Origin of the sequence: Schinkia azotoformans LMG 9581 (assembly GCF_000307855.1) — a bacterium.
Taxonomy (GTDB): Bacteria; Bacillota; Bacilli; order Bacillales; family Bacillaceae_J; genus Schinkia; species Schinkia azotoformans.
Genome location: NZ_AJLR01000152.1, coordinates 88,178 through 109,664, shown reverse-complemented (window position 1 = coordinate 109,664; position 21,487 = coordinate 88,178). Strand labels below are relative to the sequence as shown.

Genomic DNA, 21,487 nt, shown 5'->3' with positions numbered 1-21,487 from the left:
TTAGCAATTCTTAGTTGACTCATCGTAGGGAGGAGACCTGAAGTTTGCTAGGCGATAGGCGCTGGAGCTAGACAATGTTGAGTGGGACATGGGGTCGGGTTCTCCGTCCCGCAATTACTTTTGCTTAATAATGCGCTTAAGAATGAAAGCGTTTTAACGAAGAAGAAAAAAACCACACAAAAAACCTGTTTCAAAAAAATGGCTAATGGTGTTTCATTGCAGTTGCCAAGTAGTTGGATTTTGCAAAAAATTTGCTATATATAATAGGAAGAAACTCGAAATAGGTAAACAGGAAATTATATGTTCCTTATAAATTATTATTTTATCTTTGAAAAGGTCAACTTTACTACCCTCGCTCTACTAACTATATTTAAAACTATTGATACAGTCCAAAAACCTTGTCACACTCCGATTAATAAATTTTTACATAAAAATACCATTATAGTGACACAATAATCGATTAAGGAGTGTGGTGCTATAATGCTAAAAACTATCATTAGTTTGACCCTCGTCAACCTGCTTTTATCAAGTCAACTTACGCATACTTATGCACATCAAATCCATACGAATGTTCCGAAAATAAAACCAATTAAAATAAACGTAACCCCTCCAGAAAAGAATCAATCCAAAAAGTTCATCATTGAAGTTGAAGACCAAGAAGTACTTAAGAAAATAAAAGCCAATTATCCAAATGTAAAACTAGACAAGGTGTTTGATACGGTCCTTCAAGGTGCATCGATTGTTGGAACCGAGGAAGATATTGAAAAAATAAAACGGCAGCCCGGGATTAAAGAGGTGCATCATACAAGTACCTATAAAGTTGAGCTTGATCAAAGTGTGCCTTTCATCGGTGGAATGCTTCTCCGCGGTGAATTCGATCAGAAGGGTCGGCGCCTGACAGGTAAAGGTGTGAAGGTCGGTGTTATCGATACGGGCATTGATTATACTCATGGAGATTTGCAACGAAATTATCAAGGTGGGTTTGACCTTGTCGATGAGGACGAGGATCCGATGGAAACGGTGAAAAGCCAAGGGGAGGCTACCTTGCACGGATCACATGTGGCTGGAATCATTGGTGCCAACGGAAAGTACCTTGGGGTAGCACCCGATGCTGAAATTTATGCCTATCGTGCGCTCGGTCCGGGTGGTGTCGGAACATCCGATCAAGTCATTGCCGCCATTGAAAAAGCGGTCGAGGATGGAATGGACATTATTAATCTATCGCTTGGCAGCTCAGTCAACGGTCCGGATTATCCGACGAGCATGGCACTCGATAAGGCGGTGGAAAAAGGAGTTATTGCGGTAACTTCAAATGGAAACTCCGGCCCTGGGTTGTGGACGGTAGGCTCGCCAGGCACTTCGGAAAAAGCAATTTCAGTTGGTGCTTCGACTCCGCCGCTTGAGATTCCTGTACTAGAGCTGGAGTTGGTTCCAAACAAAACCTTTATCCTTCAGCCACTTCAAGGCTCCGTACCTTGGAACCTAACAAAAAGCCACAAAATCGTTTTCGGCGGACTAGGATACCCAACAGAATTCCCGGATGTCAAAGACAAAATTGTTTTAATCGAAAGAGGAGAAATATCTTTTACGGAAAAGGTTAATAATGCCTATAAAAAGGGCGCGAAAGCAGTGTTGATTTTTAACAATGAGGAAGGAACTTTTTCAGGAGGACTAGAGGAGGCAATCACGATTCCGGTTGTAGCGCTCACCCGGGAGGACGGACTTTTTATAAAAGACGAACTGGAAAAAGGACATGAGTGGGCGGCGACAAAAATGAGGAAGGTGCAGGACCAATTGGCCAATTTCAGTTCACGCGGTCCGGTTACGCACACTTGGGGAATCAAGCCCGATGTGGTGGCACCGGGTGTGAAAATTAAAAGCACAATCCCGAACGGTTACATTTCATTGCAAGGGACAAGTATGGCTGCACCGCATGTTGCTGGAGCGGCGGCGTTAATTAAGCAGGCTCACCCTGATTGGAATCCAGAGCAAGTAAAGGCGGCGCTGATGAATACAGCAAAACCGATTTTCGATGATGTGGGTCGAATGTACAACCCATACGAGCAGGGGGCCGGTCGGATTCAGGTCGAGAAAGCGGTGGATGCGAAGGTGTTGGCATATCCTGGGTCATTGGCGTTGGGATCGATTGTGCCAAATAGCGGAATGATTGAGAAGTCGGTAAAGATAACGCTAGAAAATAAATCTAGTCAAACTGAAAAAATATCATTCGCCACTCCTAACTTGAAGGAAGGAGTACACTGGAGGCTGCCTTTATCCTTTTCGTTAAAACCGCTGGAAAAGAGAATCGTGACTGTAGCTGTGACTGTCGATTCGAATAAGATAACGGATGGCATTCACTACGGAAATGTAAAAGTAGAGTCAAGCAGTGATGACGAAATTCTACTCCCATATCTATTTGTTGTCGGAGATGCGGACCATCCACGGGTCATGGGCTTTTCATTCGAGAAGGAGAGTGGGGCGGATGATGTTTATAAATACGAACTCTACTTACCAGAAGGAGCGGAGGAATTAGGAGTTGCCCTCTTCGATCCGCTGACTTTAACCTACGTCGGACACCTAGTCCAGGAAAGAAATGTGAACAGAGGTTTACTAGAGGCTGAACTGAAGCGAGACGACATTCCATTCGCCGACGGGGATTACATTTGTATTGTCTATGCAATACAAAACGGCAAAGAAGGAGTGCAACAAAGTAGGATAACCATTGGGGAGGGGAAGTGAATAGAAGGGCTGGCAGTGGTGCCAGCCCTGTGAGGGGGACATTTCCGAACTTCCATGTGTAGAATTATTAAATAAAGGTAATTTAGTGTAATTTCATTATAAAAACGAACCTTTTTCTCACAGATTGGTTGTATTGTTATGAAAAAAGCATATTAAATTAACGAAAAGCCCTTTTTATGGACAATCTGTTGACCAAATTACCCAAAAAACAGGTTTAAAGCTGGGTGGAAGGGGGAAAGAGTACCCTGGGGAAAGCGATGATAGTACAGCGACAGTGAGGTACCACCGACCAGTTCCCAACGTCGAAAATACCTCTCACAGGGCACTGAAGGGGCTGCTTCCGAAATTTTGACATATATGTGACGATTTTCACTTAAAATGGATTGACATTAAAAGTGCCCTATTGTATGCTAAAAAAGGTGTGAAAAGGGAGCAAAATATGTATATATTTGTCAGTGAATTGAAAAAACTTTAGCGGAAGGAGTGTTTTTCCTTGCGTGATGAGAAACGGCCTAGAAATCCTTATAAGGCGATGGCGCTTATGTCCGCCATTTCTGCCCAATTGGTTGGCTCAATCTTAATAGGTTTATTTTTAGGAAAATGGCTGGATGCCGAGTTAGGGACGCTGCCATTATTTTTAATTTTAGGTCTATTTCTAGGATTGGCGACTGGCATCTATAGCATGTTGCAGCTTATCAAGAAGTTCAATGTGAACGATGATCAAAAATAAACATATTCTCACCCAAAGCCTTAAGCCATCTTAAGCCTAAGCCTTGAAAAAAGGGAGACATGATGAATATTAAAGAATACAAGCAAATTTTCATCAGAGAACTTAAGATTATTATTAATCTACTAGCAATATTTGTGATAGGATGGGGCTTTACGCCATACCCTCACATTTTTTTAGGGCTAATACTGGGAACTCTTATCAGTACATACAATTTATGGTCGATGCATAGCAAGGTTAACCGAATGGGACAAACCATCGTCGACAATGCGAACAAAAAAGAAGATGAAAAGAAAAAGAGAGTCAAGTCTCTTGGATCTTTGAACAGACTAGCAGCTGCCGCGCTGGCAGTTCTTATCGCAATGCGCTACCCGGAAACGTTTAGCCTAGTAGCCGTGATTATAGGATTAATGACAAACCATTTCGTCATTATGATAGATTTTCTTTTTCAATCCATCCGGAAAAACTGAAAGAGAGGTGAAACAATTTGGAACATGGTGCTCCAATAGTAACATTTTTAGGACTTCAATTTAATTTAGCCAACGTCCTTATGATCACAATTGCTTCAATTATTGTATTTTTACTTGCAACTGCTGGCGCAAAATCCTTACAACTCCGCCCAACTGGGATGCAAAACTTTATGGAGTGGGTTTTGGACTTCGTCAAAGGGATCATCGGGAATACAATGGACTGGCAAACGGGTGGTCGTTTCCTAACATTGGGCGTAACAATCATTATGTACATCTTTGTATCAAATATGTTAGGTCTACCATTCTCAGTATCGATTGATGGCGTTCTGTGGTGGAAATCACCTACAGCAGACCCAACAATCACATTAACTTTAGCTGTAATGGTCGTAGGTCTATCCCATTATTACGGTGTTAAGTTAACAGGGGCAAAACATTATGGAGGAACATTCTTCGCTCCAATGAAGTTTTTATTCCCACTAAAAATCATCGAAGAGTTTGCAAACACTCTAACTCTCGGTCTGCGTCTCTATGGTAACATCTACGCAGGTGAAATTTTACTAGGTTTACTGGCAGGATTAATGTCAAGTGGTGTCGGCGGTGCAATCGGTGGTATTTTACCGATGCTTGCATGGCAGGGATTCAGTATTTTCGTAGGTACAATCCAAGCATTTATTTTTACAATGTTAACAATGGTTTACTTGTCTCATAAAGTGAGCATGGACCATTAATATAAAAACTCTATTATAATAAAACTTTTCATAGGAAAAAGGGAGGACTTTTAAATGAATTTAATAGCAGCTGCAATTGCGGTAGGTTTAGCGGCACTAGGTGCTGGTATTGGTAACGGTCTTATCGTTGGACGTACAGTTGAGGGAATCGCTCGTCAACCAGAACTTCAAGGTAGACTTCAAACTACAATGTTTATCGGGGTTGCGTTAGTAGAAGCATTACCGATCATCGGGGTAGTTATCGCGTTCATCGTAATGGGCCAAAACGCTTAATAAAAAGAACCCATACAACAGCAAATTAAAGCATCAAGGATCATGGACCTTAGTTCATAATGGCGAAAGATCGATCTAAGCGAGATCCTTCGCCATTCCTTTATGGGGACCTAGTTCCAAGACTAATCACAAACTTAATTCGGAGTTTTTCGAGAAATTTCATCTAAAAATTCAACCGAAAAAGCATTCCGATTAAAACTAGAAACAAAGCTAAATCGCATTATTCATTTTCATGATGAGTAGGCACGTATTGAAAGGAGTGAAATACAGTGTCATTAGACTTTTTAGTATTAGCATCAGCTGGTGCGCAAGGTATTAACACAGGTGATATCGTTTTCCAGCTTGCATCGTTTATCATTCTATTACTTTTACTTCGTAAGTTTGCATTCGGCCCATTAATGGGAATTATGAAAAAACGTGAAGAGCATATTGCTAACGAAATCGAAGCAGCAGAAAAAGCTCGTCAAGAAGCCCAAAAGGTTGCAGCACAACAAGCTGAAGCACTTAAAACAGCACGTCAAGATGCTGCTGAATTAATCGAAAACGCTAAGAAACTTGGCGAGCAACAACAAAAAGATATTATCGAAGCTGCTAAAGTTGAAGCAACACGTCTAAAAGATGCTGCTGTAAAAGAAATACAGCAAGAAAAAGACCAAGCTATTTCAGCTTTACGTGAGCAAGTGGCTACATTATCAGTACTAATTGCATCTAAAGTTATTGAAAAAGAGTTAAATGAACAAGATCAACAAAAACTGATCGATGAGTACATCAAAGAGGTAGGCGAGGCACGATGAGTCAAAACGCTGTCGCTGGTCGCTATGCCGTCGCTCTTTACCAATTAGCAAAAGAACGTAACGAATTAGAGCAATTAGAACAAGAATTACAGGTTGTCGAAAAAGTAGTGGCTGAAAATCCACAATTTCTTACAATCTTAAAACATCCAAAGATTGCAAAAGACACGAAAAAAGCGTTAGTAAAAGAAGTATTCAAAGATGCATCACAAACTGTGATCAACATGATTCTTCTTTTAATCGATCGCAAACGTGAAGAAATCCTTCTAGAAGTGGCTGAACAATATTTCCTTTTAGCTAATGATGCACGCGGTATTGCGGATGCGAAAGTATTCTCAGTCCGTCCATTAAATGCTGATGAAGAAAAAGCACTTTCAGAAGTTTTTGCAAAGAAAATTGGCAAATCAGAATTACGCATTACAAATATCGTAGACAACAGCCTAATTGGCGGTGTCAAGATACGAATCGGAAATACAATTTATGATGGCAGTGTAAAAGGTAAGCTTGACCGTATTGAACGTCAATTACTATCAGCACAACGCTAGAAGTAGGGGTGAAATTCATGAGCATCAAAGCAGAAGAAATTAGTGCACTGATAAAAAAGCAAATCGAAAATTATCAGTCTGAAATCGAAGTGAATGATGTTGGTACTGTAATCCGTGTCGGTGACGGTATCGCACTTGCTCATGGTCTTGATAACGCAATGGCGGGAGAACTTCTTGAGTTCTCTAACGGAGTAATGGGTCTTGCCCAAAACTTAGAAGAAAACAACGTTGGTATCGTTATTCTTGGACCATATACTGAAATTCGTGAAGGTGACGAAGTTCGTCGTACAGGCCGTATCATGGAGGTTCCTGTAGGTGAGCAATTATTAGGACGTGTAGTAAACCCATTAGGTTTACCGGTTGACGGCTTAGGCCCAATTGAAACTACAAAAACTCGTCCAATCGAACAAAAAGCACCAGGGGTTATGGCTCGTAAATCAGTACATGAACCATTACAAACTGGTATTAAAGCGATTGACGCTCTTGTACCAATCGGACGCGGACAACGTGAGTTAATCATCGGTGACCGTCAAACTGGTAAAACATCAGTAGCAATCGACGCAATCTTAAACCAAAAAGACGAAAATATGATTTGTATTTACGTTGCAATTGGTCAAAAGGAATCAACAGTTCGTGGTGTTGTTGAAACATTACGTAAAAACGGTGCATTAGATTACACAATCGTTGTAACAGCATCTGCATCACAACCAGCTCCATTATTATACCTTGCTCCATATGCAGGTGTAGCAATGGGTGAGGAATTCATGTACAACGGTAAGCACGTTTTAATCATCTATGATGATTTAACAAAACAAGCATCAGCATACCGTGAACTTTCATTGTTATTACGTCGTCCTCCAGGTCGTGAAGCGTATCCAGGGGATGTATTCTACTTACACTCACGCTTACTAGAGCGTGCAGCAAAACTTAACGATGATTTAGGCGGCGGTTCAATGACGGCACTTCCATTCATCGAAACACAAGCTGGTGACGTTTCTGCGTATATTCCAACAAACGTTATCTCAATTACAGACGGACAAATCTTCTTACAATCAGACTTGTTCTTCTCAGGGGTACGTCCAGCGATCAACGCAGGTCTATCAGTATCACGTGTAGGGGGTTCTGCCCAAATTAAAGCGATGAAAAAGGTATCAGGTACATTACGTCTTGACCTTGCTTCTTTCCGTGAGTTAGAAGCATTCGCACAATTCGGTTCAGACCTTGATAAAGCTACACAAGCAAAATTAAACCGTGGTGTTCGTACTGTAGAAGTATTGAAGCAAGGTTTAAACAAGCCGCTTGCTGTTGAAAAGCAAGTCGTAATCCTTTATGCATTAACAAAAGGCTTCCTTGACGAAATTCCAGTAGCAGATATTGGCCGTTTCGAGCAAGAACTATATGCATGGATTGAACATAACCGCAAAGAAATTTTTGAAACTATTAAGAGCACAAAAGAATTGCCTGCTGATGCAGACATTACTGCTGCAATCAATGACTTCAAAAAGACATTTGCAATATCTGAATAATAGAAAAGCGGAAGCGACCGTTTAGCGAAGTTTACTAGTCGCTGGTCGCTGTAGCTAGACAACGATACAGAGATTATCTTATTTTAAAAATAAATAAAGGTGGCGCGAGCCTCGCAAGGCCCGGCCCCTTTACCACGAGAAAAAGGTGGTGAAACGAGTGGCTTCATTACGCGAAATAAAAGGTCGTATTACATCAACAAAGAAAACGATGCAAATCACAAAAGCGATGCACATGGTATCAGCTTCTAAGTTAAGCCGTGCTGAAGAAAACGCTAAATCATTCTATCCGTACATGGAAAAAATGCAAGAGGTTGTAACAAGCATAGCCCTTGGAAGTAAAGGTGTCAGCCATCCAATGCTAGAATCAAGACCGGTTAAAAAGACTGGCTATCTAGTAATCACATCTGACCGTGGCTTAGCTGGTGCTTATAACAGTAACGTTTTACGTGCTGTATTACGACAAATTCAAGAACGTCATAAATCAACTGATGAATACACGATTGTTGCAATTGGACGTATGGGACGTGACTTCTTTAAGAAGAGAAATATGCCGGTTGTCAAAGAAATCACTGGTTTAGCAGACCAGCCCGTATTCTCAGATATTAAAGAAATAGCTAACCAAGCAGTTGGTATGTTTACAGATGGGGCTTATGACGAACTTTATATGTACTATAACCATTTTGTTAGTGCGATCTCACAAGAATTAACGGTGAAAAAGCTTTTACCGTTAACAGACCTTGCTGAAGGCAATACTGGCTTAAGTTCATATGAGTATGAACCATCTCAAGAAGAAATTTTAGAAACACTGCTTCCGCAGTATGCTGAAAGTTTAATTTATGGAGCGCTGCTCGATGGTAAAGCTAGTGAACATGCTTCGCGTATGACTGCAATGAAAAGTGCTACTGATAACGCTGGTGAGCTTATCGATTCACTTACATTGTTATTCAACCGTGCACGTCAAGCTGCAATTACTCAAGAAATCACCGAAATCGTCGGTGGGGCAGCAGCATTAGAATAGTACTGACTTTAAGTGCAGCCAGGCAAACACCTGACTCACTAGTACTGAATAGAACGGAATGTTCATAGTGAACAAATCTGTTAGGAGGAAAAGCGATGAATAAAGGACGCATAACAGCAATTTTGGGTCCAGTTGTAGACGTAAAATTCGAAAGCGGCAAGCTTCCTGAATTATACAACGCCCTTAGAATTGAACATAAAGCGCGTACTGCATCAGAAGTGGATATCAACTTAACATTAGAAGTTGCCCTTCATCTTGGTGACGATACAGTACGTACAGTTGCGATGGACTCTACTGACGGTTTAATTCGCGGAATCGAAGCAGTAGATACTGGCGCACCAATCTCAGTACCAGTTGGTGACGTTACTCTAGGTCGTGTATTCAACGTATTAGGAGAAGCAATCGACCTTAACGAACCGATTCCTGCAGAGGCTCGCAGAGATCCAATCCATCGTCAAGCACCAACATTTGAACAATTATCAACACAAGTTGAAATCTTAGAAACTGGAATTAAAGTAGTAGACCTTCTTGCTCCTTATATCAAGGGTGGTAAGATCGGTTTGTTCGGTGGTGCCGGTGTAGGTAAAACCGTATTAATCCAGGAATTAATCAACAACATCGCTCAAGAGCACGGCGGTATCTCAGTTTTCGCTGGTGTAGGTGAACGTACTCGTGAGGGTAATGACCTTTACCACGAAATGAGTGATTCAGGCGTTATCAAGAAAACAGCGATGGTATTTGGTCAGATGAACGAGCCACCTGGAGCACGTCAACGTGTTGCCTTAACTGGTTTGACAATGGCTGAATATTTCCGTGATGAGCAAGGACAAGACGTGTTATTCTTTATCGATAACATCTTCCGTTTCACACAAGCAGGTTCAGAGGTATCTGCCCTATTAGGACGTATGCCATCTGCCGTAGGTTACCAACCAACACTAGCTACTGAAATGGGTCAATTACAAGAACGTATCACATCTACTAACGTAGGTTCAGTTACATCAATCCAAGCGATCTATGTACCAGCGGATGACTATACTGACCCAGCGCCAGCAACAACTTTCGCTCACTTAGATGCAACAACTAACCTTGAGCGTAAGCTTTCTGAGATGGGTATTTACCCAGCGGTGGATCCATTAGCATCTACATCTCGTGCATTATCACCTGAGATTGTTGGTGAAGAACATTACAATGTTGCTCGTCAAGTACAGCAAACATTACAAAGATACAGAGAATTACAGGATATTATCGCAATCCTAGGTATGGATGAACTAGGCGACGAAGACAAGTTAGTCGTTGCACGTGCTCGCCGTATCCAATTCTTCTTATCTCAAAACTTCCACGTTGCTGAACAGTTTACAGGTCAACCAGGATCATATGTACCTGTAAAAGAAACGGTTCGTGGCTTCAAGGAAATCCTTGAAGGTAAATACGACGATCTTCCAGAAGACGCATTCCGTCTAGTTGGACGTATCGAAGAAGTTGTTGAAAAAGCAAAAGCAATGGCTTAAATCTAGAAGTGAGAAATGGGAAATGAGAGAATCTCATTTCTCACATCTTACAACTCACCTCTAGAATAGGAGGTTATCTAATGAAGACAATTCAAGTCAGTGTAGTTACTCCTGATGGCGCTGTAGTTGAAACAGATGTTGAAATGGTTAGTGTAAAAGCAGTAAGCGGTGAACTTGGTATTTTACCAGGCCATATTCCGTTGGTTGCCCCGTTAACTATTAGTGCTGTTCGTCTTAAGAACGGCAACAACACTGACAAAGTTGCTGTTAGTGGTGGCTTCGTTGAAGTAAGACCTGAAAAAGTGACAATTCTAGCTCAAGCAGCTGAATTGGCTACAAGTATAGACATAGATCGTGCTCGTGCAGCGAAAGAACGTGCAGAGCGCCGTTTACAACAAGCAAAAACAGACGACGTTGATTTCAAACGTGCCGAACTTGCATTAAAACGTGCAATCAATCGTTTAGATGTTGGCGGACGTTAATATTATTCAGTAGATCCCTCCACTTTCATAAGTGGCGGGATTTATTTATGTTATCTAGTTGTAAAAAACCTAATGCAGGATCAAATTCGATCCTTCTTTAGTTTTTTTAGCAACATAGTTTCACATAATGAAACAAAATATTACGTCAAAATAATAATGACAAGAACTGTATTCACATTTTTTTCATGAAATAAAAATAATTATGTGATAAATTGCACAGACTTAATCACATAGTAGAATAAATGTCAATATTTCCGAGATGAAGTTCATGTTTTTTTACGATATTTTTGACGTTTGGTCGACACAATTTTAGCTATTTGCTATAATAAGGTCGGTGTGAGTATTTAAGAATAAACCGATTTGGGGGGGATGGTATGGACAGTTTGTTTCTGTACCAAAACAATTATTTAATTGTAGTTGTCTTTCTATTGTTAGGTATTATACTACCTGTCGGAGCACTGACATTTGGTCGATTCCTGAGACCGTATAATCCTACGGCAGAAAAGAGGACGACCTACGAAAGTGGTCTAGAACCTTTCCATGAAGCTAGGGTTCAGTTTAATGTACGTTATTATATTTTTGCTTTAATGTTTGTTATTTTTGATGTGGAGACAATCTTCTTATATCCGTGGGCGGTTGCCTATGATAAGTTGGGAATCTTCGCATTAATTGAGATGTTAATCTTCGTTGTTATGCTTATTATCGGCTTAATTTACGCTTGGAAAAAGAAGGTGTTAAAGTGGATTTAAATTTAAATTTAGCGGATATTACACCGGAAGAACAAGAAGAGTTCAAACGCAATGTGTTTTTGACTACAGTAGAAGAAATTAAAGCATGGGCTCGTAGAGGTTCAATTTGGCCAATGACCTTCGGGCTCGCTTGTTGTGCAATCGAAATGATGGCTGCAGGTGGAGCGCACTTTGATATTTCTCGTATTGGTAAAGAGGTCTTCCGTGCTTCCCCACGTCATGCGGACTGTATGATTGTTGCTGGTACTGTTACGAAAAAAATGGCACCGATCTTGCGTCGTCTTTACGATCAAATGCCTGAACCAAAATGGGTTATTGCGATGGGTGTTTGTGCAACTGCAGGCGGACCGTATGTGAAATCTTACGCAGTTGTAAAAGGTGTAGACCAAATTGTGCCGGTTGATGTATATATACCAGGTTGCCCTCCAAACCCAGCTGCTTTACTTTACGGCTTGCATAAATTGGAAGAAAAAATCCGCCTAGAGGCTAAGACTGGAAAGCGGGTGATGTAATCCATGAGTGACAAGGATTTAGAGCAATTGAAGAAAGAGGCTGTTGAAAAAGCAAAAGCTGCTGCTGCCGCGAAGGCGAAAGCTGCTGCGGCTGCAAAGGCAAAAGCCGCTGCGTTAGCGAAACAACAAGGTGGAGCGGAAGCACAAACGGCTGAAAGTGAAGCCCCAGCAGAAGTAAGTGCTGACGCAGCAGGAGCAGATGCCAAAGCGAAAGCCGCCGCTGCTGCGAAGGCGAAAGCTGCCGCAGCCGCAAAAGCAAAGGCTGCCGCTGCTGCAAAAGCAAAATCAGCAGCATCAGAAGCTGCATTCCAAGCAGAGGGTGCCACAGCGTTACCAGAAGGTACGGATGATAAGGCGAAGGCCATTGCCGCTGCGAAAGCAAAAGCCGCTGCAGCCGCTGCCGCAAAGGCCAAAGCTGCTGCAGGAGGCGCGGGAGCCGCAGCTGGCGGTGACGATGAAAAGGCGAAAGCAATCGCTGCTGCGAAAGCGAAAGCTGCTGCTGTAGCTGCCGCAAAAGCCAAAGCTGGCGGAGCCGCTGAAGCAGTAGGTGCAGAAACACCACCGGAAGCACCATCACCAAACCAACCATATTTAGATAAATATATTAAGGTGATCAAAGACCATTTAGGCGAAGACGTATTAGAAGATGCTTACATAAACAAGCTATCTCAAGATGTACCTACATTGGTTGCAAAGCCAGACACATATTACAAGATCGCCGAATTCCTTAAATACAATGAACAGCTTGGATTTGACTATTTATCAGAGCACCATGGTTCAGACTTCGTGAAACATATGGAAGTCTACAACCATCTTTACTCTTATAAAAATCGTCAATCCGTTGCTTTAAAAGTAAAAATTGATCGTGACAACCCGGTGATTGATTCCTTAACACCATTATGGCCTGGTGCCGACTGGCCGGAAAGAGAATCCTATGACCTTGTGGGAATCACATATACGAATCATCCTAATTTAACTAGAATCATGCTTGCAGACGATTGGGTAGGACACCCACTTCGTAAAGACTACGAGCAGTATGATGTGGAGGTGTAGCAAATGGCTTACAAAACCGAAGAATTGCTACTCAACGTTGGTCCTCAGCATCCAAGTACACACGGGGTATTCCGGGTAGTTCTTAAGCTTGATGGTGAAATCATTAAAGAAGCTACACCTGTTATCGGTTATTTGCATCGTGGAACGGAAAAGTTGGCTGAAGACCTGCAATATACACAAATCATTCCATACACTGACCGCATGGATTACCTGTCAGCCATGACAAATAACTACACAGTTGTTCACACGGTAGAAACGATGATGGGCTTAGAAATCCCTGAAAGAGCGGAGTATCTCCGTGTCCTTGCGATGGAGCTAGGACGAGTTGCCAGTCACTTAATTGCATTCGGAACATTCCTAATGGATATGGGGGCTACAAGTCCATTTATGTATGCAGTTCGTGAACGTGAAATGATTTTGAACCTATTAAACGAACTTTGCGGTGCCCGTATCACTTTCAACTACATGCGTGTAGGCGGTGTGAAATGGGATGCTCCAGATGGCTGGATCGAAAAAGTAAAAGAATTCGTTCCTTATATGCGTGAAAAAGCCAAAGGCTATCACAACCTTGTAACTGGAAATGAAATCTTCCAATCACGTGTAAAAGGGATTGGTAAGTTTACGAAGGAAGAAGCGATTGCTTATTCATTAAGTGGTACAAATCTTCGCAGTACGGGCTTAAAATGGGATCTTCGTAAAGACGAACCATATTCAATCTATGATCGTTTTGACTTTGATGTCCCTGTTGGGGAAAATGGCGATGCTTTTGACCGCTATATGTGCCGTATGCTTGAAGTAGAAGAATGCTTGAAAATTATCGAGCAAGCTTGTGAACAGTTCCCAAGTGAAGGGCCAATCATGGCTAAAGTTCCGAAAATCATTAAAGCTCCTGTTGGGGAAGCATTTACACGTATTGAGGGAGCACGTGGTGAAATCGGCTGTTATATCTATAGTGACGGCAAAAAAGAACCATATCGCTTGAAATTCCGACGTCCAAGCTTCTATAATCTTCAAATCTTCAAAAAGCTTGTTGAAGGTCAAAATATTTCAGATATGGTCGCTATTTTGGCGAGCTTCGATATCGTGTTAGGGGAGGTTGACGGATAATGATTCAATCACTATTAAACTCACCTCCAGGACTCTTGAACTTTGGGATTTACTTTCTGTTAGCAGCATTACTATTGTTTACAGTGATCTTGGCTTTCGTTGCCTATGCGATCTTAGCAGAAAGAAAAGTGCTTGCCTTCATGCAATCACGTGTAGGTCCGAACAAATTAGGGGGCCGCTGGGGTTTATTGCAAACAGTAGCAGACGTTTTGAAACTATTGCTTAAGGAAGACATCATTCCGAAAGCGGTTGATAAACCATTATTCCTACTGGCACCCGTTATTGCATTCGTACCATCATTCATGGTCATTGCAACAATACCGTTTACTGATAAATATCAGTTCGCAGACCTTAATGTTGGGATCCTTTACTATATCGCACTATCAGGTATGTCGATCGTTGGTACCGTAATGGCGGCATGGTCATCAAACAATAAATATTCATTAATAGGTGGGATGCGTGGGGCAGCGCAAATGGTTTCCTATGAAATTCCGCTCGTTATGTCTATTTTAGGTGTTGTTTTATTTACAGGCAGTATGAACTTAAATGACGTCGTTCATGCCCAACAAAATATTGCTTATATCTTTTTACAACCAATCGGATTTGCTGTATTCTTCATTGCTGCCAATGCTGAATTAGCACGTATTCCATTTGACTTACCGGAAACAGAGTCAGAGCTAGTTGCAGGTTACCATACTGAATATTCAGGCTTCCGTATGGCCTTCTTTATGCTTTCAGAGTATGTGTATTTGTTCGCGATGTCAGCGTTAATCACTGTTTTATTCTTGGGCGGATGGAATCCAATCCCATGACTTGGCTTTATTCCAGGTGCTGTGTGGTTTGCCCTGAAGTTCAGCGTAATCGTCTATATTTTCATTTGGTTCCGTGCAACATTCCCACGTTTCAAAGCTGATACATTAATGGAATTTGCGTGGAAAGTATTATTACCAATCGCATTAGCGAACCTATTTTTATCTGCAATACTAAAGGCATTATTTTTTTAAACTAAAAAAAATTAATTTAATCCAACCACGAGAAAAAGGGGTGGAAGCATGAAGGGCGTATTTAAGGGCTTGGGTTATACCCTAAAGGAATTAACAAAAAAGCCGGTCACATATGATTATCCAAATGAACCATTGGCCTTGCCCGATCGTTTTCGCGGTATACAGAAATTTTACCCTGAAAAATGTATCGTTTGTAATCAATGTGCGGCGATTTGTCCGACAGATTGTATAAAGCTTACCGGTAAAAAACATCCGGATCCAAGTAAAAAGGGGAAAATCATTGACACGTATACAATCAACTTTGAGATTTGTATTTTGTGTGATTTATGTACAGAGGTTTGTCCTACAGAAGCGATTATTATGACAAATAACTTTGAACTTGCTGAGTACAGCCGTGACGAGTTATATAAAGACTTAAGTTATTTAGATGAAAATGATGAGAGTATAAGAGAGGTGAACAAACCATGAGTGGCGAGCTTTTAGCGTTTTTTATCCTAGCCTTAGTTGCAATTGTGGGCGGGGTACTATTGCTCAACCTTACAAAGGTAGTCCACATGGTTGTTGCCTTAGTATTCACCTTCTTAGCGTTAGCCGGACTTTATGTTACATTATCGGCTGAATTCGTAGCCGTTGTTCAAGTTATGGTTTATTCCGGAGCAATTACGATCATCATGCTTTTTGGTATCATGTTAACGAAACATGATGATCAAGAGGCGCGAAGACCACATTCTTGGAAAACAATATTTGTTACTCTCGGAGTGATCGGATTCTTCCTTGTAATGTATTTCTCAATTAATGATTTATCACTAGGCGAACAAGCAACAACATTGCATGAAAATAACGTACTGCAAATCGGTACTGAATTGTATTCAAAGTACATCATTCCTTTTGAATTAACATCAGTCCTATTGCTTGTAGCGTTAATTGGCGCGATTATTCTTTCTAAAAAGGATGACAAGGAGGATGAAGTGAATGAGTAGTGTACCTTTATCTGTCTACCTTGTGCTTGCCCTAGTACTTTTCTGTATCGGTTTATTTGGTGCTCTAACAAAAAGAAACACCGTGATCGTATTAATTTCAGTTGAATTAATGCTGAATGCAGTTAATTTAAATCTCGTTGCTTTTAGTAAGTATGGGGTTAATCCAAGTATCACAGGACAAATTTTTTCATTATTTACAATAACTGTAGCAGCAGCAGAGGTTGCGGTAGGCTTAGCGATCTTAATTGCCCTACACCGCAACAAGAAAACAGTTAATATTGATGACATCAACATAATGAAAAAATAGACATGAGTCTCACTGCCTGTGAGTCTGGAAGGGGATTGTGATAAGATGATGGAAAATGCATGGCTGATACCACTGTTTCCACTTCTTTCTTTCGTACTTCTTCTTATTTTCGGTCGAAGGTTGAAAGAAAGCAGTGCCTATGTGGGTATGTTAGCAACATTAGCCTCCCTCTTACTTTCGGTCATGGTGCTGCTAGAGCGGCTTCAAGGAGAAAATGTTAAGATTGAGGGAACGTGGCTTACAATCGGAAATACTGGCTTAACGGCTGGTTTTGAAGTGAATCAATTAAATGCGTTAATGCTATTTATCGTTTCACTTGTAAGTTTCCTAGTTCATATGTATTCAAAAGGATACATGCACGGCGATGAACGTATGCCTGTGTTTTATAGCTATTTAGGTTTATTTACTTTTGCAATGTTATCATTAGTTATTTCACCAAACCTATTACAAGTGTACATCTTCTGGGAGCTTGTAGGTTTAGGTTCATTCTTGCTGATCGGATTTTATTTTTTCAATCCAGAAGCAAGAGCTGCTGCTAAAAAGGCGTTCATTGTTACACGTATCGGTGACGTCGGCTTATTCATCGGAATGATTTTATTATTCTGGCAGGTTGGCAGCTTTGAATATGATGAGATTTTCGCTGCAGTGGATGCTGGGGCAATCGAACCGTTTTGGATTACGTTAACAGCGATTCTAATCTTTGTCGGTGCGGTTGGTAAATCTGGTCAATTCCCGTTACACACATGGTTACCGGATGCGATGGAAGGTCCAACACCAGTTTCAGCATTAATCCACGCCGCAACAATGGTTGCTGCCGGGGTTTACTTAGTAGCGTCTTTATTCCCGCTATTCTCAGCAAGCGGGGCGGCGATGACTGTAGTAGCAACAATCGGTGGTATTACAGCTATTTTTGCAGCATCAATCGGTTTAGTACAAAAAGACATCAAGCGTGTGCTGGCTTACTCAACAGTCAGCCAATTAGGTTACATGATGCTTGCATTAGGGGCTGCAGGTTATGTATCAGGTGTGTTCCACTTAATGACACACGCCTTCTTTAAAGCGTTACTGTTCCTAGCTGCGGGTTCTGTTATTCACGCAGTTCATACACAGGATATCGAAGAAATGGGCGGTTTATGGAAAAAAATGAAGCTGACAGCGCCATTGTTCCTAATCGGAACATTAGCGATTAGTGGATTTCCATTGCTATCAGGTTTCTTTAGTAAAGATGAAATTTTAGTTGCTGCATGGGCAGACGGCCGCTACGGATTGTTTTGGTTAGCTGTTGGTGCCGCATTCTTCACAGCATTTTACATGTTCCGTTTGTTCTTCATGGTATTTACAGGGGAATCTAGAGGAGAACACGGAGATCATGCGCATGAATCACCAGGTGTGATGACGTTCCCGATGATTGTGTTGGGAATTTTAGCGATTGTCTCAGGCTATGTGAATACACCTTGGTTTGGCACGTTTTTGGGGGATTGGTTAACAGAAGGTTCACACAGTCTAGGGCATGGTCATATTGAGGGACCAGGTTGGATCATGTTCGTAGCAACAGGGGTTTCTTTAGCTGGTATACTACTCGCATATCTTATGTACGGTGCAAAAGTACTTTCACGCGACTGGCTTGTTAAGCCGTTTCCTGTATGGTACAAAGTACTTTACAATAAATATTACATCGATGAAATTTATCATGCCATCGTCGTACTCGGAACACGCACAATCGGGTTAATTTTACAAGTTTTTGATACTTATATCGTTGGTGGTCTTGTAAAAGGAACTGCTGCTCTAGCTCAAGGAATTGGGCGCGCAGGTGCGAAGCTTCAAGATGGTCAAGTCCAAACGTATGGAACAGTTGCCTTCTTCGGGATAGCCGTTCTAGTGGTGATCATCGCGTTGACAGGGGGTTATCTTGGATGAGTAGTCTTCTAACGTTTTTAGTTTTCTCTCCCCTGCTCGGGATTATCGTTTTAGCCTTTATGGCAAAAAATAATGAAAAAGCAATCAAAGCGGTTGGTTTCATCGCAACATTAGTTCCGTTATTACTATCCTTTGTTGCCTACAGCCAATTTGATTTTAATGAAAAAGGAGTACAGTTAGCCCAAAAAGTGGACTGGATCTCTTTTAATATGGGTGGGGACTTCCCTTTCATCATTAATTATGAAATGGGTGTAACAGGACTTTCATTAGTTCTACTTCTTTTAACAACAGTTGTGGCAACACTAGCTTCCGTTGCATCGATCTACGTAAAGAAGGAATGGAAAGGATTTTTCATGCTATTCCTACTCCTTGAGTTAGGGATGCTAGGCGTGTTCGCTGCACAAAACACAGTATTATTCTTTATTTTCTTCGAAATTACATTAATTCCAACGTTCTTCTTAGTTGGTAAATGGGGTTATGAGGAAAGAATGAAAGCGGCTTATAACTTCTTAATCTTCAACGGACTTGGTTCTGCGATTTTATTAGTTGTTTTTGCATTACTTTTTGCAAGAACAGGAACAGCCAACTACGAAGAGTTAAGAACAATTATGGCAGCAGACCCACAGGCCCTTGCAACAGTGGGAATTACACCAGGCTTTAAAATGGGAATTTTAATTGCGTTATTGATTGCATTTGGGGTTAAGCTTCCAATCTTCCCATTGCATTCATGGGTATTAACAGTCCATGCTGAAGCACCAATCCCAACGGTTATGATTCACTCAGGGATTTTGCTTAAAATTGGGGCATACGGTTTAATTACATTCGGTTTAAATCTGTTCCCGGCTGAGTTTGGACGTCTAGCAGTGTTAATTGCCGTACTTGGTGTAGTGAATTTATTATATGGAGCATTTTTAGCTCTAGTTCAAACAGATTTCAAAAAAGTATTGGCTTACTCAAGTATTTCACATATGGGAATTGTCTTAATCGGATTAGGCGCTATGAATTTAGAAGGTATTCAAGGTGCGATTTTCCAAGTAATCTCCCATGGTTTAATTTCAGCTTTATTGTTCTTTATCGTCGGTATTATGTACGAGCGCACAGGAACAACAACAATCGACGCACTTGGCGGTATTGCGAAAGTAATGCCAATCACTGCAGGCTTCTTCTTAGCAGCAGCAATGGCATCTCTTGGACTACCAGGTATGTCAGGGTTTGTCAGCGAGTTCATGGCATTTTTAGGTTTATTCAAATCTATGCCGGTTGTAGCGGCAATCGGATGTTTAGGTATCATCTTAACAGCTGCTTATTTACTGCGCGCTGTGTTGAATATTACGTTTGGTGCAACAAGCACTCGTCATACAGGGCTAAAGGATATTCGCTCAGTTGAATATGTACCAGTATTAGTATTGTTGGCATTTGTAATTCTGATCGGTGTCTACCCTAATATTCTGACAAACGCAATTGCAATGACGCTAGAAACTATAATGTTAGGGATAGGGGGGTAAGCTGATATGGATTTAGAAACATTGTTAAGCTTTAAATGGGGACTTATGGCTCCAGAATTCACAATTGTGATTACAGCTACCCTTTTATCGCTAATAGATTTATTTATGGATAATAAGAAAAGCCGCAATATACTCGGTTGGATTGGAATCGCCGGTATCGTCATTGCGTTGGTTTTCTTAATTGGACAAATAGGGCAAGAGCCAGCTGATATTTTATTTGGCACTTACATTTTTGATCCATTCGCCGTTGTATTTAAGTTTATTTTCCTTGTAGGAACAGCTTTTGTTTTCTTACTAGCAATGAATTATAATCCAGAAGATAAGATTCGTCATCGTGGTGAGTTTTTCTACTTATTTATGACAGCACTTTTAGGTGCTATGTTCATGGCTTCAAGTGCAGACTTAATTACATTATTCATCGGCCTTGAATTGTTATCTATTTCTTCTTATATTTTGGCAGGTATGCGTAAAGACAATTTACAATCGAATGAAGCTGCAATGAAATACATCATCAACGGAGCTATTTCAACAGCATTTATCCTATTCGGATTCAGCTATATCTATGGTATAACTGGAACTACAAATATATTCGAAATTGGCATGCGTACTGCAAATTTAGCGAGCAGCGATTTACTAAACTTAGCAGCTCTAGCGTTCATCATTTCATTTGTTGGTTTATCTTTCAAAATCGCAGTTGTCCCTTACCAAATGTGGGCACCAGACGTATACCAAGGTTCACCAACACCTGTAACAGCATTCTTGAGTGTTGTATCGAAGACAGCCGGATTCGTCATCATCATCCGTCTATTCCTTACAGCATTCCATAGCGCACCAGGATTGAATGTTGACGACTATAACCTGTTATGGTCAATCAAACCATTGCTTGGAGTCATCGCTGTCCTAACAATGATCGTCGGAAACACAATTGCATTAAGACAGAAAAACATCAAGCGTTTATTCGCTTATTCAAGTATTGCCCATGCCGGTTACTTACTAGTACCATTCCTTTCATTATCACCATTATGGTTAGAAGGAATTTGGTTCTACCTAGTAGCTTACTTACTAATGAACCTTGGTATGTTCGCAATCCTACAAGTCGTAACAGTCAAAATGGGAAGCGACGATATCTCAAGCTTCTCCGGCCTATACAAGCGTGCACCAATTGCCGCCGTTATGATGGCAATCTTCCTGTTGTCTTTAGCAGGAATACCGGGTACAGCTGGCTTTATCGGTAAGTTGAACATCTTCATCGGGGCCTTAGGACCAATCACAGCGATGGGACCATTCCCAGGCCACATCGTTTTGGTGAGCATCATGATGGCAACAACTGTAATCTCATACTTCTACTACTTCGGCGTCATGAAACAAATGTTCATGGTAGCCCCAGTAGACGAAAATGAACCTGTTCGGATCAAATTGCCAAGCGGCGTAATGGTAGTCGTAGCACTATGCGTAATCGGTACAATCCTATTCGGAATCGCACCAAACCTAGCACTCGACTTCTTCTACAGCGTGATGGGGATGTAAACAATAGTGTAGTGTGGAA

General features: G+C 41.2%; 21 protein-coding genes and 1 pseudogene. All 22 read left to right on the top strand.

Annotation, left to right across the window (positions count from 1 at the left end):
• The first annotated feature begins 480 nt into the window (after positions 1 to 480).
• Positions 481 to 2,739, top strand: coding sequence for a S8 family serine peptidase (locus BAZO_RS23270; protein WP_003333370.1), 2,259 nt, complete (start codon positions 481 to 483; stop codon positions 2,737 to 2,739).
• Between the two features lie 532 nt (positions 2,740 to 3,271).
• Positions 3,272 to 3,469, top strand: coding sequence for an AtpZ/AtpI family protein (locus BAZO_RS20260; protein WP_035196026.1), 198 nt, complete (start codon positions 3,272 to 3,274; stop codon positions 3,467 to 3,469).
• Between the two features lie 59 nt (positions 3,470 to 3,528).
• A complete protein-coding gene (locus BAZO_RS20255) occupies positions 3,529 to 3,936 on the top strand; it encodes an ATP synthase subunit I (RefSeq protein ID WP_003333368.1) in 408 nt (135 codons plus the stop codon).
• A gap of 17 nt (positions 3,937 to 3,953) precedes the next feature.
• Positions 3,954 to 4,664, top strand: coding sequence for a F0F1 ATP synthase subunit A (gene atpB, locus BAZO_RS20250; protein WP_003333367.1), 711 nt, complete (start codon positions 3,954 to 3,956; stop codon positions 4,662 to 4,664).
• Between the two features lie 54 nt (positions 4,665 to 4,718).
• On the top strand, positions 4,719 to 4,937 hold the full coding sequence (atpE, locus tag BAZO_RS20245) for a F0F1 ATP synthase subunit C (protein ID WP_003333365.1): 219 nt from the start codon (positions 4,719 to 4,721) through the stop codon (positions 4,935 to 4,937).
• Between the two features lie 269 nt (positions 4,938 to 5,206).
• Positions 5,207 to 5,731 (top strand): F0F1 ATP synthase subunit B, encoded by a 525-nt coding sequence (gene atpF, locus BAZO_RS20240; RefSeq protein ID WP_003333364.1) that lies wholly within the window; start codon positions 5,207 to 5,209, stop codon positions 5,729 to 5,731.
• Positions 5,728 to 6,273 (top strand): F0F1 ATP synthase subunit delta, encoded by a 546-nt coding sequence (locus BAZO_RS20235; RefSeq protein WP_003333363.1) that lies wholly within the window; start codon positions 5,728 to 5,730, stop codon positions 6,271 to 6,273. Before atpF ends, BAZO_RS20235 begins: the two co-directional genes overlap by 4 nt.
• Before the next feature lie 17 nt (positions 6,274 to 6,290).
• Positions 6,291 to 7,799 (top strand): F0F1 ATP synthase subunit alpha, encoded by a 1,509-nt coding sequence (atpA, locus tag BAZO_RS20230; RefSeq protein WP_003333362.1) that lies wholly within the window; start codon positions 6,291 to 6,293, stop codon positions 7,797 to 7,799.
• Between the two features lie 157 nt (positions 7,800 to 7,956).
• Positions 7,957 to 8,817, top strand: a complete 861-nt coding sequence (locus tag BAZO_RS20225; protein ID WP_003333361.1) for a F0F1 ATP synthase subunit gamma — start codon at positions 7,957 to 7,959, stop codon at positions 8,815 to 8,817.
• Positions 8,818 to 8,912: 95 nt separating this feature from the next.
• On the top strand, positions 8,913 to 10,325 hold the full coding sequence (gene atpD, locus BAZO_RS20220; protein WP_003333360.1) for a F0F1 ATP synthase subunit beta: 1,413 nt from the start codon (positions 8,913 to 8,915) through the stop codon (positions 10,323 to 10,325).
• 80 nt (positions 10,326 to 10,405) lie between these two features.
• Positions 10,406 to 10,807 carry a F0F1 ATP synthase subunit epsilon gene (locus BAZO_RS20215; protein ID WP_003333359.1) on the top strand — a complete coding sequence of 134 codons (402 nt, stop codon included), beginning with the start codon at positions 10,406 to 10,408 and terminating at the stop codon, positions 10,805 to 10,807.
• Between the two features lie 374 nt (positions 10,808 to 11,181).
• On the top strand, positions 11,182 to 11,556 hold the full coding sequence (locus BAZO_RS20210) for an NADH-quinone oxidoreductase subunit A (protein WP_003333358.1): 375 nt from the start codon (positions 11,182 to 11,184) through the stop codon (positions 11,554 to 11,556).
• Positions 11,547 to 12,068 carry an NADH-quinone oxidoreductase subunit B gene (locus BAZO_RS20205; protein WP_003333357.1) on the top strand — a complete coding sequence of 174 codons (522 nt, stop codon included), beginning with the start codon at positions 11,547 to 11,549 and terminating at the stop codon, positions 12,066 to 12,068. The genes BAZO_RS20210 and BAZO_RS20205 overlap by 10 nt, the downstream gene beginning before the upstream one ends.
• Before the next feature lie 3 nt (positions 12,069 to 12,071).
• Positions 12,072 to 13,121 (top strand): NADH-quinone oxidoreductase subunit C, encoded by a 1,050-nt coding sequence (locus tag BAZO_RS20200; RefSeq protein ID WP_003333355.1) that lies wholly within the window; start codon positions 12,072 to 12,074, stop codon positions 13,119 to 13,121.
• A gap of 3 nt (positions 13,122 to 13,124) precedes the next feature.
• The gene (locus BAZO_RS20195; RefSeq protein ID WP_003333354.1) at positions 13,125 to 14,228 is read left to right on the top strand and encodes an NADH-quinone oxidoreductase subunit D; all 1,104 of its coding nucleotides are present in this window, start codon (positions 13,125 to 13,127) and stop codon (positions 14,226 to 14,228) included.
• A pseudogene (gene nuoH / locus BAZO_RS20190) lies at positions 14,228 to 15,232 on the top strand (NADH-quinone oxidoreductase subunit NuoH). Before BAZO_RS20195 ends, nuoH begins: the two are co-directional and overlap by 1 nt.
• Before the next feature lie 48 nt (positions 15,233 to 15,280).
• Positions 15,281 to 15,700 carry an NADH-quinone oxidoreductase subunit NuoI gene (gene nuoI / locus BAZO_RS20185; protein ID WP_003333353.1) on the top strand — a complete coding sequence of 140 codons (420 nt, stop codon included), beginning with the start codon at positions 15,281 to 15,283 and terminating at the stop codon, positions 15,698 to 15,700.
• Positions 15,697 to 16,212, top strand: a complete 516-nt coding sequence (locus BAZO_RS20180; protein WP_003333352.1) for an NADH-quinone oxidoreductase subunit J — start codon at positions 15,697 to 15,699, stop codon at positions 16,210 to 16,212. Before nuoI ends, BAZO_RS20180 begins: the two co-directional genes overlap by 4 nt.
• Positions 16,205 to 16,519, top strand: a complete 315-nt coding sequence (gene nuoK / locus BAZO_RS20175; protein ID WP_003333351.1) for an NADH-quinone oxidoreductase subunit NuoK — start codon at positions 16,205 to 16,207, stop codon at positions 16,517 to 16,519. The genes BAZO_RS20180 and nuoK overlap by 8 nt, the downstream gene beginning before the upstream one ends.
• Positions 16,520 to 16,564: 45 nt before the next feature.
• On the top strand, positions 16,565 to 18,436 hold the full coding sequence (gene nuoL, locus BAZO_RS20170; protein ID WP_003333350.1) for an NADH-quinone oxidoreductase subunit L: 1,872 nt from the start codon (positions 16,565 to 16,567) through the stop codon (positions 18,434 to 18,436).
• Complete coding sequence (locus BAZO_RS20165; protein ID WP_003333349.1) at positions 18,433 to 19,941, top strand: complex I subunit 4 family protein; 1,509 nt, start codon at positions 18,433 to 18,435, stop codon at positions 19,939 to 19,941. The genes nuoL and BAZO_RS20165 overlap by 4 nt, the downstream gene beginning before the upstream one ends.
• Before the next feature lie 6 nt (positions 19,942 to 19,947).
• A complete protein-coding gene (gene nuoN / locus BAZO_RS20160; RefSeq protein ID WP_003333348.1) occupies positions 19,948 to 21,468 on the top strand; it encodes an NADH-quinone oxidoreductase subunit NuoN in 1,521 nt (506 codons plus the stop codon).
• Positions 21,469 to 21,487: the final 19 nt, after the last annotated feature.